This window comes from Streptomyces sp. NPDC093094 (genome assembly GCF_044754345.1).
Classification (GTDB): Bacteria; Actinomycetota; Actinomycetes; order Streptomycetales; family Streptomycetaceae; genus Streptomyces.
On the sequence record NZ_JBIVOX010000023.1, the window covers coordinates 1 to 15,497 of the forward strand.

General features: G+C 73.7%; 13 protein-coding genes and 1 pseudogene. 8 read left to right on the forward strand and 6 right to left on the reverse strand.

The annotated features are described in order from the left end of the window. Together ACIQGV_RS33860 and ACIQGV_RS33865 are read left to right on the forward strand one after the other, a co-directional pair. A pseudogene (locus ACIQGV_RS33860) lies at positions 1-312 on the forward strand (3-hydroxyacyl-CoA dehydrogenase); the annotation flags it as partial. Between the two features lie 177 nt (positions 313-489). Next, positions 490-1,803 carry a glycoside hydrolase domain-containing protein gene (locus ACIQGV_RS33865; RefSeq protein WP_402501697.1) on the forward strand — a complete coding sequence of 438 codons (1,314 nt, stop codon included), beginning with the start codon at positions 490-492 and terminating at the stop codon, positions 1,801-1,803. A gap of 9 nt (positions 1,804-1,812) precedes the next feature. On the opposite strand, the gene ACIQGV_RS33870 is transcribed toward ACIQGV_RS33865, so the two are convergent. Beyond that, positions 1,813-2,517, reverse strand: a complete 705-nt coding sequence (locus ACIQGV_RS33870; protein WP_402501699.1) for a MerR family transcriptional regulator — start codon at positions 2,515-2,517, stop codon at positions 1,813-1,815. Positions 2,518-2,659: 142 nt separating this feature from the next. On the opposite strand from ACIQGV_RS33870, the gene ACIQGV_RS33875 reads away from it, so the two are divergent. Beyond that, positions 2,660-3,136, forward strand: a complete 477-nt coding sequence (locus ACIQGV_RS33875) for an Appr-1-p processing protein (protein WP_402501702.1) — start codon at positions 2,660-2,662, stop codon at positions 3,134-3,136. A gap of 24 nt (positions 3,137-3,160) precedes the next feature. Then, on the forward strand, positions 3,161-3,649 hold the full coding sequence (locus tag ACIQGV_RS33880) for a hypothetical protein (RefSeq protein ID WP_402501705.1): 489 nt from the start codon (positions 3,161-3,163) through the stop codon (positions 3,647-3,649). A 113-nt stretch (positions 3,650-3,762) separates the two neighbouring features. Here the strand turns inward: ACIQGV_RS33880 and ACIQGV_RS33885 are convergent, their stop codons facing one another. After that, positions 3,763-5,256, reverse strand: coding sequence for a M1 family metallopeptidase (locus ACIQGV_RS33885; RefSeq protein ID WP_402501708.1), 1,494 nt, complete (start codon positions 5,254-5,256; stop codon positions 3,763-3,765). 373 nt (positions 5,257-5,629) lie between these two features. On the opposite strand from ACIQGV_RS33885, the gene ACIQGV_RS33890 reads away from it, so the two are divergent. Both ACIQGV_RS33890 and ACIQGV_RS33895 read left to right on the forward strand, forming a co-directional pair. Continuing rightward, positions 5,630-6,661 (forward strand): oxidoreductase, encoded by a 1,032-nt coding sequence (locus ACIQGV_RS33890; RefSeq protein WP_402501710.1) that lies wholly within the window; start codon positions 5,630-5,632, stop codon positions 6,659-6,661. A 130-nt stretch (positions 6,662-6,791) separates the two neighbouring features. Then, positions 6,792-8,432: an ABC-F family ATP-binding cassette domain-containing protein gene (locus ACIQGV_RS33895; protein ID WP_402501713.1), complete on the forward strand. Its 1,641-nt coding sequence runs from the start codon at positions 6,792-6,794 to the stop codon at positions 8,430-8,432. Positions 8,433-8,447: 15 nt separating this feature from the next. Here the strand turns inward: ACIQGV_RS33895 and ACIQGV_RS33900 are convergent, their stop codons facing one another. The 3 genes from ACIQGV_RS33900 to ACIQGV_RS33910 form a co-directional block, all read right to left on the reverse strand. After that, positions 8,448-9,647, reverse strand: a complete 1,200-nt coding sequence (locus ACIQGV_RS33900) for a serine hydrolase domain-containing protein (protein WP_402501716.1) — start codon at positions 9,645-9,647, stop codon at positions 8,448-8,450. Between the two features lie 693 nt (positions 9,648-10,340). Beyond that, complete coding sequence (locus tag ACIQGV_RS33905; RefSeq protein ID WP_402501718.1) at positions 10,341-12,740, reverse strand: Tex family protein; 2,400 nt, start codon at positions 12,738-12,740, stop codon at positions 10,341-10,343. A 95-nt stretch (positions 12,741-12,835) separates the two neighbouring features. Then, the gene (locus ACIQGV_RS33910; RefSeq protein ID WP_402501721.1) at positions 12,836-12,973 is read right to left on the reverse strand and encodes an LPFR motif small protein; all 138 of its coding nucleotides are present in this window, start codon (positions 12,971-12,973) and stop codon (positions 12,836-12,838) included. Positions 12,974-13,101: 128 nt separating this feature from the next. Between ACIQGV_RS33910 and ACIQGV_RS33915 the strand changes: the two genes are divergently transcribed. Both ACIQGV_RS33915 and ACIQGV_RS33920 read left to right on the forward strand, forming a co-directional pair. Next, on the forward strand, positions 13,102-14,079 hold the full coding sequence (locus ACIQGV_RS33915) for a GlxA family transcriptional regulator (RefSeq protein ID WP_402501723.1): 978 nt from the start codon (positions 13,102-13,104) through the stop codon (positions 14,077-14,079). Between the two features lie 9 nt (positions 14,080-14,088). Continuing rightward, positions 14,089-14,724 (forward strand): DJ-1/PfpI family protein, encoded by a 636-nt coding sequence (locus ACIQGV_RS33920; protein ID WP_402501726.1) that lies wholly within the window; start codon positions 14,089-14,091, stop codon positions 14,722-14,724. Here ACIQGV_RS33920 and ACIQGV_RS33925 read toward each other — a convergent pair. Then, complete coding sequence (locus ACIQGV_RS33925) at positions 14,711-15,460, reverse strand: enoyl-CoA hydratase/isomerase family protein (protein ID WP_402501729.1); 750 nt, start codon at positions 15,458-15,460, stop codon at positions 14,711-14,713. The two genes, ACIQGV_RS33920 and ACIQGV_RS33925, sit on opposite strands and share 14 nt — an antisense overlap. Positions 15,461-15,497: the final 37 nt, after the last annotated feature.

The window sequence follows — 15,497 nt, forward strand, 5'->3', positions numbered from 1 at the left end:
CCCGACGCCGCCATCCCGTTCCGTGACATGCAGGAACGCATGCTGTTCTCCGAGGCTCTGGACACCGTCCGCCTCCTGGAGGAGGGCGTGCTGACCTCCGTCGCCGACGCCAACATCGGCTCCATCCTGGGCATCGGCTTCCCCGCGTGGACGGGCGGCGTGCTCCAGTACGTCAACGGCTACGACGGCGGCCTGCCCGGCTTCGTGGCCCGCGCGCGGGAACTCGCCGCACGCTACGGCGACCGCTTCACCCCGCCCGCGCTGCTCGTCGAGAAGGCCGAGCGGGGGGAGACCTTCACCGACGCGCGCTGACGCGACACACCACCGCGGCCCCGGTGACCGTCCTGCCGGGGCCGCGGTGCATCAACTCCGTAATAGGGCTGGAACAGGACGGTACGACCTCTTGCCGCGAGAAGGACAAAGGCCAACTCTGGGGCCACAATCCATCGCGCGCCCTGGGGGGCCGTCATGTCGCATCAGCACCCCGCCATGCGAAGACTCACCGCCGTCCTCGCCGTCTGCGTCCTGAGCCCGGCCGCCGTTCTGGTGGCCGCCCCCGCCGCCTCTGCCGAACCGGCCACCCCCGTCACCTATCCGGCGGGCACGACCGCGACCCGCTACTCCGGCCTCGCCTTCGACGCGTGCACGGCCCAGCCGTTGAACTCGATCAAGGCTTGGAACGCCTCGCCGTACCGCGCCGTCGGCGTCTACGTCTCCGGCGCCAACCGCACTTGCCGGCAGCCCGAGCTGACGCCCGCCTGGGTGGCCTCGGTGTCCCAGCTGAAGTGGCGTCTGCTGCCCATACACAAGGGCCTGCAACCGCCCTGCGGAGCACGCCCCACCGACACCAAGATCAGCAGGACCCTGACGACCGCACGCGCCCAGGGCACCGCGGCCGCCGCCGAGGCCGTCAAGGCCGCGAAAGCCCTCGGCATGCTGCCCGGCAGCGCCCTCTACAACGACATCGAGCACTACAGCCAGACCGACACCGGCTGCCGCGCCGCCGTCCTCACCTACCTCTCCGCCTGGACGAAGGAACTGCACCGCGTCGGCTGGGTCTCCGGCGTCTACATGAACCTCAACCTCGGCGCCAAGCAGCTCTCCGACGTCCACAACTCCACCGCCTACGCCCGCCCCGACGCCCTGTGGATCGCCCGTTACGACGGCATCGACTCCCTCAAGGGCTGGGCGAACATCGCCGACTCCAAGTGGGCCCGCCACCAGCGCGCCAAGCAGTTCCGCGGCAGCCACGACGAGACGTACGGCGGCGTCACGATCAACATCGACACCAACCGCCTCGACACACCCGTCGCCACCGTCGCCCACCCCTACAAGGTGACCAGCACGACACCGCTCAACGCCCGCACCGGACCCGGCACGGGCTACCCCGTGGCCGGCACCCACGCGCCCGGCGCCACCGTCCGGGTCGTCTGCCAGACGCCCGGCACCAAGGTCGGCACCACCTCGGTGTGGAACCGGCTCACCACCGGCCACTACGTGACCGACCACTACGTCAGCACCCCGTCCGGCACCGGCTACAGCGCGCCGCTGCCCCGCTGCGCCCACCCCTACCAGGTGACCGCCGCCGGCGGACTGACCGAACGCAGCGGTCCCGGCAACGGATACACGGCTGTCGGCACCCTGCCGGGCGGCGCACTCGCCTGGGTCACCTGCCAGCGCCCCGGCGGCAGGGTCGGCACGACCTCGGTGTGGAACCGCCTCGACGACGGCCGCTACGTCACCGACCACTACGTGGCCACACCCGGATCCACCTCGTACAGCAAGCCGCTGCCGCGCTGCTGACGGCCGGGCTCAGGCGCGTGGCTCGGTGAGCCACGCGCGCAGTTCCTCGCGCAGCGACCGCTGGAACGTCGTCAGCAGGGCCTCCACCACCAGCGGATGCATGTGCGCGGTCAGCGACTTCACCTCCTGCGGGGCGCGCTCGGCGACCGCCTCCCGCAGGAGCCGCGACAGCTCGCCCGCCGCCGCCCGCGAATGCGCGATCAGCGTGGCGCGGGCGGCCAGGAGCGTCTCCTGCGACAGCGGTACGTCGAGCAGTTCGACACCGAGCCGCAGCAGACCGGTGTCCACCCGGAAGCGGCCGTCGTCCTCGCGGGTGATCACATCCATCGCGGCGAGCCGCTCCACGTCCTCGTCGCCGAGCGTCCGCCCGGCCAGCCGCGCCAGCTCCTCCCGCGGCACCGACTCCACCGCCTCCGGGGCCCAGGAGGCCACCACGGCCCGGTGGACGGCCAGGTCGTGCGGGCTCAGCCCGGGCGGCAGCGCGCTCAGATGACGTTCGATCGCCGCGAGCGTCATGCCCTGCCGCTGAAGCTCCTCGATCAGCGCCAGACGCGCCACGTGCCCGGGGCCGTAGCGGCCCACCCGGCGCGGACCGATCACCGGCGGGGGCAGCAGCCCCTTGGTTCCGTAGAACCGCACCGTGCGCACCGTGACGCCCGTGCGGGCGGCCAGCTCGTCGATCGTGAGGGTCGGCTCCCCGGTGTCCGTCGTCATGTCCAGCAGTATCGCTGTCGCACCGGCGCTGTGACAGCCGGAGCCGTGGCGGTCCCCCCGCCCCCACGGACCCGCCCGGCCCGCGGACGTCCCGCGGCGGCGGCTCACCGCCCCTGTCAGTGGCATCGCCTACGGTGACGTCATGCCGGAGATCGTGTACGTACGAGGTGACGCCACCGCCCCGACGGCCAAGGGCCCCAGGGTCATCGCCCATGTCTGCAACGACATCGGGGGCTGGGGGAAGGGCTTCGTCCTCGCGCTGTCGCGCCGCTGGCCGCAGCCCGAGGCCGCGTACCGCGCATGGCACCGCGAGCGCGCGACGAACGACTTCGGGCTCGGCGCGCTCCAGCTCGTCCAGGTCGAACCGTACGTCTGGGTGGCCAACATGATCGGGCAGCGCGGCACACGCACCGGCAGCAAGGGCGTCCCGGTGCGCTACGAGGCCGTCGACACCGCCCTGGACGCCCTCGCGGGGCGGGCGGCCGCGCTGGGAGCCTCCGTGCACATGCCCCGCATAGGCTGCGGTCTCGCCGGGGGCAGGTGGAGCAGGGTGGAGCCGCTGGTCACCGGGCGGCTGGTGCGGCGGGGGATCCCGGTGACCGTCTACGACCATGACTGACCGTCAGGCGAGTGAGGCAGGGACATGGAGCTGATCCCGGCACAGATCGGTCCGCTGAATCCCCGGGTGCTGGAGACGGCGGTCGCGCTGGTGGCGTTCACCTGCTGCTACGTCGCCCTGGCCCGGCTGCTCCCGAGGATCGACCGGGTCCTGGAAGCGCGCGAGGAGGCGACGGAGGGCGCCACCCGCCGGGCCGACCTGGTGCGCGGCCGTGCCGAGGCGGTCCGGCGCGAGACCCTCGCCCTGCTCGCCGACGCCCGGCACGACGCCGCGGACATCCGCCGCAGGGCCCGGGAGCAGGGCGCGGCCCTGATCGCCGAGGCCCGCGCGGACGCCCTGCGCGAACGCGACAGGCTCCTCGCCGAGGCCGCGGTCCGTCTCGGGACGGACCGCGCGGCCGCCGAGGAGGAACTGCGCGCCCAGGTCCCGGTCTGGGCGGAGGAACTCGCCGCCCGAGTGCTGGGCGAGCCGGTCACCGCGCGGTCCGGCCCGGCAGCGGCCCGGAGCCGCTGACCGGGTCGGTCCGGAGCCGCTGACCGGGTCGGTCCGGGAAGGCCGCCCGTCCGGGAAGGCCGCCCGTCCGGGAAGGCCGGACCGGTCGACCGGTCCGGCCTTCCCGGACCGGTTCAGTGCGCGTGCACCCCGTTCGTCGCGGCGATGCTGCGCCACGACCTCGGCTGCACGGGCGCCCCGGCGGCCCGTGCGACGGACGCCGCGCGGGCCGCCGGAGCCGCCGGCTTCCCCGGCTGGAACAGCCATGTGTCGAACAGCGCGTCCAGCCGCTGCCCCGACACCTCCTGCGCGTAGGCCACGAAGTCCGCCACGGTCGCGTTGCCGTACGCGTACCGCTGCGGCCAGCCCTTGAGGACCGCGAAGAACGCCTCGTCGCCGATCTCGTCACGCAGCGCCTGCAGGGCCAGCGCGCCCCGGTCGTAGACGGCGAGGTGGAACTGGTTCTCCGGTCCGGGATCGCCCGGCTTCACCGTCCAGAACGGGTCGTCGGCGCCGTGCGAGGCGTACACGTAGTCGGCGATCTCCCGCGCCGTGCCCTCCCCCTCGTGCTCGGACCACAGCCACTGCGCGTACCGCGCGAAGCCCTCGTTGATCCAGATGTCCTTCCACCCGGCGACCGACACCAGGTCCCCGTACCACTGGTGGGCCAGCTCGTGCACCACCACGGAGGTGTTCGACCCGTTCGCGAACTGCCGCGGGCTGTAGAAGGGCCGTGTCTGCGTCTCCAGCGCGTACCCGGTGTCCGTGTTCGGCACGTACCCGCCGAGCGCGTCGTACGGATACGGCCCGAAGTACTCGACGAGCCAGTCGGCGATCTCGCCCGACCGCTCCACGCTGGCCCGCGCCGCCCCGTAGTTCTCCCCGAGATCCTTGCTGTAGGCGTTGACGACCGGGATGCCGCTGTCGGTCGTGCCCGTGGTGATGTCGAACTTCCCGACCGCGAGTGTGGCCAGATACGTCGCCTGCGGCCGGTCGGAACGCCAGTTCCAGCGGGTCCAGCCCAGCCGCGAGGAGGTCGACCGGAGACGGCCGTTGGAGATGGCCTGCGTACCGTCGGGAACCAGCACCGACACGTCGTAGGTGGCCTTGTCCAGCGGGTGGTCGTTGCTCGGGAACCACCACCAGGCCGCCTCGGGCTCGTTCGCGCCGACGCCGCCGTCCGGGGTGCGGTGCCAGCTGGTGAAGCCGTACGCCTGTTTCTGGGAGGGCACCCCGCGGTAGCGGACCACCACCGTGACGTCCGAGCCCTTGCGCAGCGGCGACTTCGGCGTGATCTCCAGCTCGTGCTCGCCCGAGGTCCTGAACGCGGCTCTGCTGCCGTTGACCCGTACCTCGTCGACGTCCAGCAGGAAGTCCAGGTCGAACCGCGACAGGTCCTCGGTGGTGCGGGCCAGCAGGGTCGCGGTGCCCTCCAGCTCGTCCGTCGCCGGCTGGTACTTCAGCCGCAGGTCGTAGTGGGAGACGTCGTATCCGCCGTTGCCGTAGTCCGGGTAGTAGGGGTCGCCGATGCCCGGTGCGCCCGGGGAGAAGCCGGCGGCCGATGCCGGGATCGCCAGCAGTACGGTGGCCGCCGCCAGTGCGCCCGGCGCGATGATTCTGCGGTGCACGAAAGCTCCAAGTCGTAGGGGCACGAGGTCTGTTCGGAGCCTATTGAGTCCCTGTGCCCCACAGCCTGTCCACGGCCCCCGCCGTCACATGAACGCCATCCGGCCGAAACAGGCCACCTGGTGCCCTCCGCTCTCTCCGTCCGCTTCGGCGCCCTCGCCCCGGACCTGTCCCGCACCCCTTGCCCGGGTCCCCCCGACGGGTGACACGTGCGCCTTCGCCCCGCGCCACCATCGGCACGGCGTCCCACCGCCCCGCGCCCGCCCCGCCCAAGGGCCTGCGCGGTCCGGGCGGGCACCGCGCGTCCCGCAGGCGCACCGGATCCCCGGCCGACGACCGCGGTCGAAGCGGTTTGAGGGCGGGGATACTCACCACATGTGTGCCGCGTACGCGACTTTCGGCCTGGCCCCGGCGATACGCACCGGCGGCGTGCTCCCCGACGGCGCCTATCAACTCCACCGCGACTTCGTCGACTTCGTCGTCGACGGCCGCCCGCTGCTGTTCCGGCTCGACGACGTCGACGCCGTCTCCCCGCTCGCCTCCGACATCCCGCCCGCCATCTTCACCGCCCAGGTCCGTGCCCTGCTCCTGGAGCCGGACGCGCCCGCACCGCTGCCCGGCGACCGGTACGTCATCTACGGCTGCCCCGACTGCGAGGACCTCGCCTGCGGCGCGGTCACCGCGGTCATCGAGCAGGACGGCGACGACTTCGTCTGGCGGGACTTCGCCTGGCAGACCGCGCCGCACGTCGACCTGGACCGCGACGGCTACCACGGCATAGGCCCGTTCCGCTTCGCGGGCCGGGAGTACAGATCCGCGCTGAACGCGCTCACCGACGGCGGCAGCGACGCCGCCGTCCGGCGGCGCGTCCTGCTGATCGGTGCCCGGGTCGCCGTCCTCGCCCGGCTCGCGGCGGCCCTGCGCACGATCGGCATCGGCGCCGACATCACCCGTGACGCCGAGGACGTGCCCGCCGAGGAACTGGCCGCCTACGGTGCCGTCGCCTTCGGCCGCGCGGTCGGCGAGCGGGAACGCGCCGCGGTGCGTCTCGCCTTCGAGCGCGCCGGAGCCGACGTGGTCCATGTCGACGGGCCGGCCCCGATCGTCCCCCTCCTCGTCGCCCAGATCGAGCACGCCCTCGACCGCAGCCCCGTGGACCGGCGCCGCCTGACCCGGCTGGTGGCCTCGGGCGGGGAGGCCGCGGTCGAGGTCGCCTCGCGCTGCAGGGTCCGGGTGACGGCGTACCGCCTGGACCGTCTCCACCGCACGCACACCCATGAGGTGCTCGACGCGGTCCTGGACCCGGGCCGGCACCGCATCGCCCTGGACGCGAGGGCGGTGAAGGGGGAGGCGTACCTCGTGGCACGGACGACGGGGAGCGTGCTGGTCGAGCCGGTGGGGCGCTGACCGTGCGGTGGTGCGCTGACCGTGCGCCCGCAGGACCACCGGCGCACAGCGCGCCCGTGGTGTGGTGGTGGGGGCTCCGCGGAAACCCGGGCGGAGCCCCCCGTCCGCGCCCATTAGGATCGGCGTCCTGATGACTGCCACCCTCGTCGCCAAGGACCTCGCCGCCGGACACGGCGACCGCTCGCTGTTCACCGGTCTCGACCTGGTCGTCGCCCCCGGCGACGTGATCGGGCTCGTCGGTGCGAACGGCGCCGGGAAGTCCACCCTCCTCCGGCTGCTGGCCGGGCTCGCCGCACCGGAACACGGCGAGATCAGGCTCTCCCCGCCCACGGCCACCGTCGGCCACCTCCCGCAGGAGCCGGAGCGCCGCCCCGGCGAGACGGTCCGCGCGTTCCTGGCCCGCCGCACCGGCGTCGCCGAGGCCCAGCGGATCATGGACGAGGCCACCCAGGGACTCGTCGACGGCACGCCCGGCGCCGACGACGCCTACGCCGTGAGTCTGGAGCGCTGGCTCGACCTGGGCGGCGCCGACCTCGACGAGCGGGCCGAGGAGGTCGCCGACTCCCTCGGCCTCGCCGTGGACCTGGACCAGCCGATGACCGCGCTGTCCGGCGGCCAGGCCGCCCGCGCCGGCCTCGCCTCCCTGCTGCTCTCCCGCTACGACGTGTTCCTGCTCGACGAGCCCACCAACGACCTCGACCTGGACGGCCTGGAACGTCTGGAGAGCTTCGTCACCGGCCTGCGCGCCGGCACCGTCGTCGTCAGCCACGACCGCGAGTTCCTCACCCGAACGGTCACCAAGGTCCTCGAACTCGACCTCGCCCAGCGGCAGATCAACCTCTACGGCGGCGGCTACGAGGCATATCTGGAGGAGCGGGCCACCGCCCGCCGCCACGCCCGCGAGGACTACGAGGAGTACGCCGACAAGAAGTCCGCCCTCCAGGACCGCGCCCAGATGCAGCGGGGCTGGATGGACAAGGGCGTGAAGAACGCCCGGCGCAAGGCGGGCAACGACAACGACAAGATCGGCCGCAAGTTCCGCAGCGAGGCCAGCGAGAAGCAGGCCGCGAAGGCCCGCCAGACCCAGCGCATGATCGAGCGCCTGGACGTCGTCGAGGAGCCCCGCAAGGAGTGGGAGCTGCGCATGGAGATCGCGTCGGCCCCGCGTTCGGGCGCGGTCGTCGCCACCCTCCGGGACGCGGAGGTCCGCCAGGGCGGCTTCACCTTCGGCCCGGTGTCCCTCCAGATCGACTGGGCCGACCGTGTCGCGGTCACCGGCGCCAACGGCGCGGGCAAGTCGACACTGCTCGCCGCGCTGCTGGGCCGCGTCCCGCTCGACTCCGGACACACGCTCCTCGGCCCGGGCGTCGTGGTGGGCGAGGTCGACCAGGCCCGCAAGCTGTTCCACGGCCCTGAGACCCTGCTGGACGCCTTCGGCGCGGCCGTCCCCGACACCGAACCGGCCGAGGTGCGCACCCTGCTGGCCAAGTTCGGCCTGAAGGCGGACCACGTCCTGCGCCCGGCGGCGACCCTGTCACCGGGCGAGCGCACCCGGGCCGCCCTCGCCCTGCTCCAGGGCAAGGGCGTCAACCTCCTCGTCCTCGACGAGCCCACCAACCATCTCGACCTGCCCGCCATCGAGCAGCTGGAGTCCGCCCTCGACTCCTACGAGGGCACCCTGCTCCTGGTCACCCACGACCGGCGCATGCTCGACGCCGTGCACGTCACCCGCCGCCTGGAGGTCGCCGACGGCAAGGTGACGGAACGCTAGGGCCGTGCGGCGGGCCTACCCCCTCTTCCTGAGCAGCGCGCACACGAAGTCCTCCTGCACCGCGCGCAGCCGTTCCAGCAGCTCGGGCGCCTGGGTCCGGTTGATCTGGCGGGTGACGGAGAAGGTCAGCGACCGGCGGCCGTCCGGCGTGGCCGCGATCAGCTGGGTGTAGCCGGGCGTGTTGCCGGTGTGCCCGAGCACGACTCCGCACCGGGTCTCGTACCGGAAGAGGGCCAGCCCGGCGGAGTTCCGCCCGGGTCCGGCGGGCTCGGACGCGCCGGGGATCCAGCGGCGCTGCTCCCGCACGACGCGCGGGCCGTACAGGCTGCCCCCGGCGTAGCCGCGGATGAACCGGGTCAGATCCGCGGGCGTGGAGACGATGCCGCCCGACGCCCATACGCCGGACATGCTGAGGGCCTCGCTGATGTCCTCCGGCGGCGCGGGCGGGGCCACGTCGTACCCGTGCAGATACGGCTCGGGCATCCGGTAGCCCTGCGGCAGGCTGGTGCGGCGCAGGTCCAGCGGCCGGTACACCAGCTCCGCCAGCAGCCGCTCGTAGCGGGCGCCGGTCGCCGCCTCGGCCATCAGGGCGACGGCGATGTTGTCGGAGTTGGAGTACTGGTAGCGGCTGCCCGGCGGGAAACGCAGCGGCCGGTCGGCGACGAAGTCGAGCAGCCGGCGCGAGTCGAAGTGGTGCCGGGGATCGGCCTGGATGATCGAGAGGAACTCGGGGCTCTCGGTGTAGTCGGGCAGCCCGCTGGTGTGCTGGAGCAGCTGGCGCAGCGTCACGGCGTTCCAGGCGTCCGGCAGCTGGGGCAGCCACCTGCCGATGGTGTCGTCGAGCCGCAGGTCGCCGAGCTGCACGAGGGACAGCGCGACCGCGCCGCTGAACGCCTTGGCGGTGCTGGCGATGCGCATGTGGTCCTGCGGCTGCGGCCTGCGGCCGGTCTCCAGGTCCGCCACCCCGGCCCGCACGACCCGGGTGTGCCGGCCCTCCTTGAGGACGGCGATGGCCCCGGGCGGACCGCCCGGCGTCCGCACCAGCTCGTCGAGCAGCCGTTGCAGGCGGGCGTCGGCATCGGCCGGCCCCGGGTGCGTGGCGGCGGTCGCGGGCGCGGATGCCGTCAGGGCCAGACAGGCCGCGATCAGGGAGACCGCGGCACGCCGTGACCGCAAGACACGGCGGGCCGGGCGGTGGGACGAGGTGAGACGCATCGATCACTCCGGGAGGCGAGGACTGGACGTCCAGCGTCGCCCCGCCCGAGGTGTCCCACCGCCCCGGCTGCTGCACTCGGCCCAACACCCCCAGCCCCCCGGCGTATCGGGCCAGGACGAGACGCCGCGCCTCCCGGCCCCCGGGGTGGACTGCCGGGCACAACGCTTCCCGCCCCCCCCGGCACACCGGGAGGCCCGAGCCCGACGCCTCCCGGCCCCCGGGGTGGACTGCCGGGCACAACGCTTCCCGCCCCCTCGGTACACCGGGAGGGCGGTCGGGCGTGGTGTTCTTCGGCTCGGGCACGTCCGGCGTACGGTCCGGGCGATTGCCTTCCGGCCGCGGCGTGCCCGGCAGGCCGCCGGGCGTGACGTCCCCCGGCCTGTGGCGCATGCGGTGGGCTGCCGCGGCGCATCCGGTGGGCTGCCGCGTGCCACGCCTCCCGGCCCGTGGTGTCCTTCGGCCCGGGGACGTCTGGCGGACGCCCGGGTGCCGGGCCTCCCGGGCCGTGGCACACGGGGCGCACGGCCGGGGGAAGTGCCTCCCGGGCCGTGGCACACGAGGCGCACGGCCGGGGGAAGTGCCTCCCGGGCCGTGGCATGCCGGGCGGTCGTCCGGCACGCGTCGCCCCCGGCCCGTGGTGTGGCGGGCGGGCCGGGAGGCGACGGCTCAGTCCGGTGAGCCGGTCCGGTGACTCAGCGCTTGCCCTTCTTCGGGTCCAGCAGGCCCGCCTTGCGCAGGGCGTCCGCCATCGCGCTGTTGGCCGGCGGCGGAGTCTGGCGGGAGCCGCCGCCCCCGCCCCCGCGGCCCTGTCGCTGTTCGCCGCCGCGGCTCTGCCGCTGCTGCGGGGGCCGCCCGCCGCCCCGCTGCGGGCGGCCCCCGCCGGAGCCCTGCCCCGCCGCGGCCGCCTCGTCGTCCAGCCGCAGCGTCAGCGCGATCCGCTTGCGCGGGATGTCCACGTCCAGGACCTTCACCTTGACGATGTCACCCGGCTTGACGACGTCCCGCGGGTCCTTCACGAACGTCTTCGACATCGCGGAGACATGCACGAGCCCGTCCTGGTGGACACCGACGTCGACGAACGCGCCGAAGGCGGCCACGTTGGTCACGACCCCTTCGAGGACCATCCCGGAGACGAGGTCGGAGATCTTCTCCACGCCCTCCTTGAAGGTGGCCGTCCTGAACGCCGGACGAGGGTCGCGCCCCGGCTTCTCCAGCTCCTTGATGATGTCGGTGACGGTCGGCAGACCGAAGGTCTCGTCCACGAACTCCGTCGGCCGCAGCGAGCGCAGCACCGAGGTGTTGCCGATCAGCGAGGCCACCTCCTGCCCCGCGGTCTTCACCATGCGCCGCACCACCGGGTATGCCTCGGGGTGCACGCTGGAGGAGTCCAGCGGGTCGTCGCCGCCGCGGATCCGCAGGAAGCCCGCGCACTGCTCGTACGCCTTCGGGCCCAGCCGCGACACCTTCTTCAGCTCCGACCGGGACCGGAACGGCCCGTTGGCGTCGCGGTGCGCCACGATGTTCTCGGCGAGCCCGGAGGAGATGCCGGACACCCGCGCGAGCAGCGGCGCGGAGGCGGTGTTGACGTCCACACCGACGCCGTTCACACAGTCCTCGACCACCGCGTCCAGCGAGCGCGACAGCTTCACCTCGGACAGGTCGTGCTGGTACTGGCCGACGCCGATGGACTTCGGGTCGATCTTCACCAGCTCCGCCAGCGGGTCCTGGAGCCGCCGCGCGATGGACACCGCGCCGCGCAGGGAGACGTCCATGTCCGGCAGTTCCTGCGAGGCGAACGCGGACGCCGAGTACACGGACGCGCCCGCCTCCGACACCATCACCTTGGTGAGCTTCAGCTCCGGGTGCCGGGTGATGAGGTCACCGGCGAGCTTGTCGGTCTCGCGGGACGCCGTGCCGTTGCCGATCGCGATCAGCTCGACCGCGTGCTCCTTCGCCAGCCGCGCCAGCTTGGCGACGGCCTCGTCCCACCGGTTGGCCGGGACGTGCGGGTGGACGACGTCCGTGGCGACGACCTTGCCGGTCGCGTCGACGACGGCGACCTTCACGCCCGTACGGAAGCCGGGGTCCAGGCCCAGGGTCGCGCGGGTGCCGGCCGGGGCGGCGAGCAGCAGGTCGCGCAGGTTGGCGGCGAACACGCCGACCGCGTCGTCCTCGGCGGCCGTGCGCAGCCTCAGGCGCAGGTCGATGCCGAGGTGGACGAGGACGCGGGTGCGCCACGCCCAGCGGACCGTGTCCGTGAGCCACTTGTCGCCGGGGCGGCCGCGGTCGGCGATGCCGAACTTCGCCGCCACGATCCCCTCGTAGGACGAAGGACCCTCGGTCTGCTCCTCCGGCTCCAGGACGAGGTCGAGGACGTCCTCCTTCTCGCCGCGCAGCATCGCCAGGATCCGGTGCGAGGGCAGGTCGGTGAACGGCTCGGTGAAGTCGAAGTAGTCGGCGAACTTCGCGCCCGCCTCCTCCTTGCCGTCGCGCACCTTGGCGGCGAGGCGCCCGCGCACCCACATGCGTTCGCGCAGCTCGCCGATCAGGTCGGCGTCCTCCGAGAACCGTTCGGTGAGGATCGCCCGGGCGCCGTCCAGCGCCGCCTGCGGGTCGGCGACACCCTTGTCCGCGTCGACGAACGCCGCGGCCGCGGCCGACGGCGCCACGGACGGGTCGCCGAGCAGCCCCTCCGCCAGCGGCTCCAGACCGGCCTCACGGGCGATCTGCGCCTTGGTGCGCCGCTTGGGCTTGTAGGGCAGGTAGATGTCCTCCAGGCGGGCCTTGGTCTCGGCACCCCGGATCTGCGCCTGGAGCTCCTCGGTGAGCTTGCCCTGCTCGCGCACCGACTCCAGGATCGCCGTCCGGCGCTCCTCCAGCTCCCGCAGATAACGCAGCCGCTCCTCGACCGTGCGCAGCTGCGCGTCGTCGAGCATCTCGGTGGCTTCCTTGCGGTAGCGGGCGATGAAAGGCACCGTCGAGCCGCCGTCGAGCAGCTCGACGGCGGCCTTGACCTGCCGCTCCCGTACGCCGAGCTCCTCGGCGATCCTGCCTTCGATGGACCCTGCTCCGAGGGACCCGGGTGTCGTCACGCGTACCGCCTTCTCCACTTCGGGTTGCGCGGCAATTGTGGCAGGTCGCACCGACAGCGGGGGATCAGGGCGGGCGCACGGGCGTGGCCGCGGGCTCAGGCGTGCCGCGCGCCGTGCCGGGTGCCCGACGAGGCACCGCCGAACAGCCGGGCCGGCGCCCGGGACGGCAGGGGCACCACGGTGGCGACGGCGCCGCCGAGCCGGCGCAGGACGTCCGCCACGGCTCGGAACACGTCGGAACTCCTTCTGCCGGCCGGACGGGAGATTCCTCGGGTACCGCTCCCGGGCACGCCCGCACATGGCAGGAAAGGTGGGGTGCTCGTCATTGCGGCCGCCCCGGGGGCACCGAAGAATCGGGGGCATGGCGCAGCGAACCGTGCTCGTCGTCCTCTTCGACGACCTCCAGAGCCTCGACGTCTCGGGCCCCGTGGAGGTCTTCGCGGGCGCCGCGACCCGTGTCCCCGGCGCGTACGGGATCCGTACGGCCTCGCTGGACGGCGGTCCGGTCCGCACCTCCAGCGGGCTGACCCTCGTACCGGACCGGGCCCTGACGGACGAGGACCCGGCGGACCCGGACGGGCCGGACCTGCTGCTGGTGCCGGGCGGTCCGGGCACCCGCTCCGCCGATCCGCGGCTCGTCGGCTGGCTGCGCCGCAGCGGCCCGCGGGCCCGGCGGCTGGTGTCCGTGTGCACGGGCGCGATCCTCCTGGCCGAGGCGGGCCTGCTGGACGGGCGCCGCGCCACGACCCACTGGGCGTACTGCGAGAAGCTGGCCCGCGACCATCCGCGGGTCGACGTCGACGCCGCCCCGATCTATGTGCGCGACGAGCACGTCTGCACCTCGGCCGGGGTCACCGCGGGCATCGACCTGGCCCTCGCCCTGGTGGAGGAGGACCTGGGCCGGGACGTGGCCCTGACGGTCGCCCGGCATCTGGTGGTGTTCCTGCGCCGGCCGGGCAACCAGGCCCAGTTCAGCGCCCAGCTCGCCGCCCAGACCGCGGCCCGCGCACCGCTGCGCGACGTCCAGCAGTGGGTCACCGAGCACCCCGCGGACGACCTGTCCGTCGAGGCGCTCGCCGCCCGCGCCCGGCTCTCGCCGCGCCACTTCGCCCGCGCCTTCCGCGCCGAGACCGGGCTGACCCCCGGCCGGTACGTGGACCGGGTCCGCCTCGAACACGCCCGCCGTCTGCTGGAGGACACCGGCGACGGCGTCGAGGAGATCTCCCGCGCGAGCGGCTACGGCACGCCCGAGTCCATGCGCCGGGCCTTCGTGCGGGCCCTGGGAACGGCGCCCGCCGAGTACCGGCGCCGCTTCCGTCCCGCGACCTTCGGACAATGAGGGGAAACCATGCAGATCGCGATCGTGCTCTTCGACCGCTTCACCGCCCTGGACGCCGTCGGACCCTACGAGACCCTGGGCCGGCTGCCCGACGCCGAGCTGGTCTTCGTGGCAGAGCGGGCCGGCCCGGTCCGCAGCGACACCGGGAGCCTCGCCCTGGTCGCCGACCGCACGCTCGCCGAGGTGCCGGCGCCGGACATCGTCGTCGTACCGGGCGGGCCCGGCCAGACGCAGCAGATGGACAACCGGGTCCTGCTGGACTGGCTGCGGACCGCCGACGCGAGCAGTACCTGGACGACGTCCGTGTGCACGGGCTCGCTGCTGCTGGCCGCCGCCGGGCTGCTGAAGGGGCGCCGGGCGGCCTCGCACTGGCTGGCGCTGGAGTACCTGGCGGGGTTCGGTGTCGAGTCCACCGGCGAACGGGTCGTGTTCGACGGCAAGTACGTCACGGCCGCCGGGGTCTCCTCAGGCATCGACATGGGTCTCGCCCTGCTGGGCCGGATCGCCGGGGACGAACACGCCCAGGCCGTGCAGCTGCTGACGGAGTACGACCCGCAGCCGCCCTACGACGCGGGCTCGCCGGCGAAGGCGCCCGCGCATCTGGTGGAGGAGTTCCGCGGCAGGAGCCGCTTCATCCTGACGTAGTCCAGGTGAAGCGCGGCTGCCTGCGCTGAAGGAACGCGGCGACGCCCTCCGCGGCGTCGCCGCTGCCGCGCGCCTGCTCGGCCCAGTGCTCGTCCCGGTCGGTGCGGCCGTCGGCGAACTCCTTCGCGGCGGCCTGCGTCAGCAGTGAGCGCGAGGCCAGGACCTGCGTGAACTCCTTCACACGCCGGTCGAGTCCGCCCTGAGGCAGCAGCTCGTCCACCAGCCCGGTGCGCAGCGCCCGCCGTGCGTCGATCAGTTCGCCGGAGAACAGCAGGTACTTGGTCGCGGACGGGCCGGTCAGCGCCACCAGCCGCCGTGTGGAGGAGGCCGGATAGACGAGCCCGAGCTTCGCCGGGGTCACCCCGAACAGGGCGTCCTCCTCGGCGAACCGCAGATCGCAGGCGGCCGCCAGCTGCGCCCCGCCGCCCACGCAGTGGCCCCGGATCGCCGCGAGCGTCGGCCGGGGGAAGGCGGCCAGCGCCTCCTCGGCCCGCTCCGCCCGTTGCTGTGCGGCGCGCGGCGATCCCTGGAGCGTGGAGATGTCGGCTCCCGCGCAGAAGGTGCCGCCCTCGCCGGTCAGCACCAGCGCCCGCACGCCCGGGTCCGCGGCCAGGGCGTCGAGCAGCGGCGGCAGCGCGGACCACATGGCGGCGGTCATGGCGTTGCGCTTGGCGGGGTGATGGATCACGACCGTGGCCACGGAATCGGTGACGCTGTGCAGCAGCTGCGGCTCCATGATCGGGATGCTAACCCGGGCCCCGGTCCGTGCTTCT

Excerpts from the sequence above, each read along its gene's own strand:
- ACIQGV_RS33865 (WP_402501697.1), top strand. The coding sequence starts at position 490 with ATGCGAAGACTCACCGCCGTCCTCGCCGTCTGCGTCCTGAGCCCGGCC.
- ACIQGV_RS33870 (WP_402501699.1), bottom strand. The coding sequence starts at position 2,517 with ATGACGACGGACACCGGGGAGCCGACCCTCACGATCGACGAGCTGGCC.
- ACIQGV_RS33875 (WP_402501702.1), top strand. The coding sequence starts at position 2,660 with ATGCCGGAGATCGTGTACGTACGAGGTGACGCCACCGCCCCGACGGCC.
- ACIQGV_RS33880 (WP_402501705.1), top strand. The coding sequence starts at position 3,161 with ATGGAGCTGATCCCGGCACAGATCGGTCCGCTGAATCCCCGGGTGCTG.
- ACIQGV_RS33890 (WP_402501710.1), top strand. The coding sequence starts at position 5,630 with ATGTGTGCCGCGTACGCGACTTTCGGCCTGGCCCCGGCGATACGCACC.
- ACIQGV_RS33895 (WP_402501713.1), top strand. The coding sequence starts at position 6,792 with ATGACTGCCACCCTCGTCGCCAAGGACCTCGCCGCCGGACACGGCGAC.
- ACIQGV_RS33900 (WP_402501716.1), bottom strand. The coding sequence starts at position 9,647 with ATGCGTCTCACCTCGTCCCACCGCCCGGCCCGCCGTGTCTTGCGGTCA.
- ACIQGV_RS33915 (WP_402501723.1), top strand. The coding sequence starts at position 13,102 with ATGGCGCAGCGAACCGTGCTCGTCGTCCTCTTCGACGACCTCCAGAGC.
- ACIQGV_RS33920 (WP_402501726.1), top strand. The coding sequence starts at position 14,089 with ATGCAGATCGCGATCGTGCTCTTCGACCGCTTCACCGCCCTGGACGCC.
- ACIQGV_RS33925 (WP_402501729.1), bottom strand. The coding sequence starts at position 15,460 with ATGGAGCCGCAGCTGCTGCACAGCGTCACCGATTCCGTGGCCACGGTC.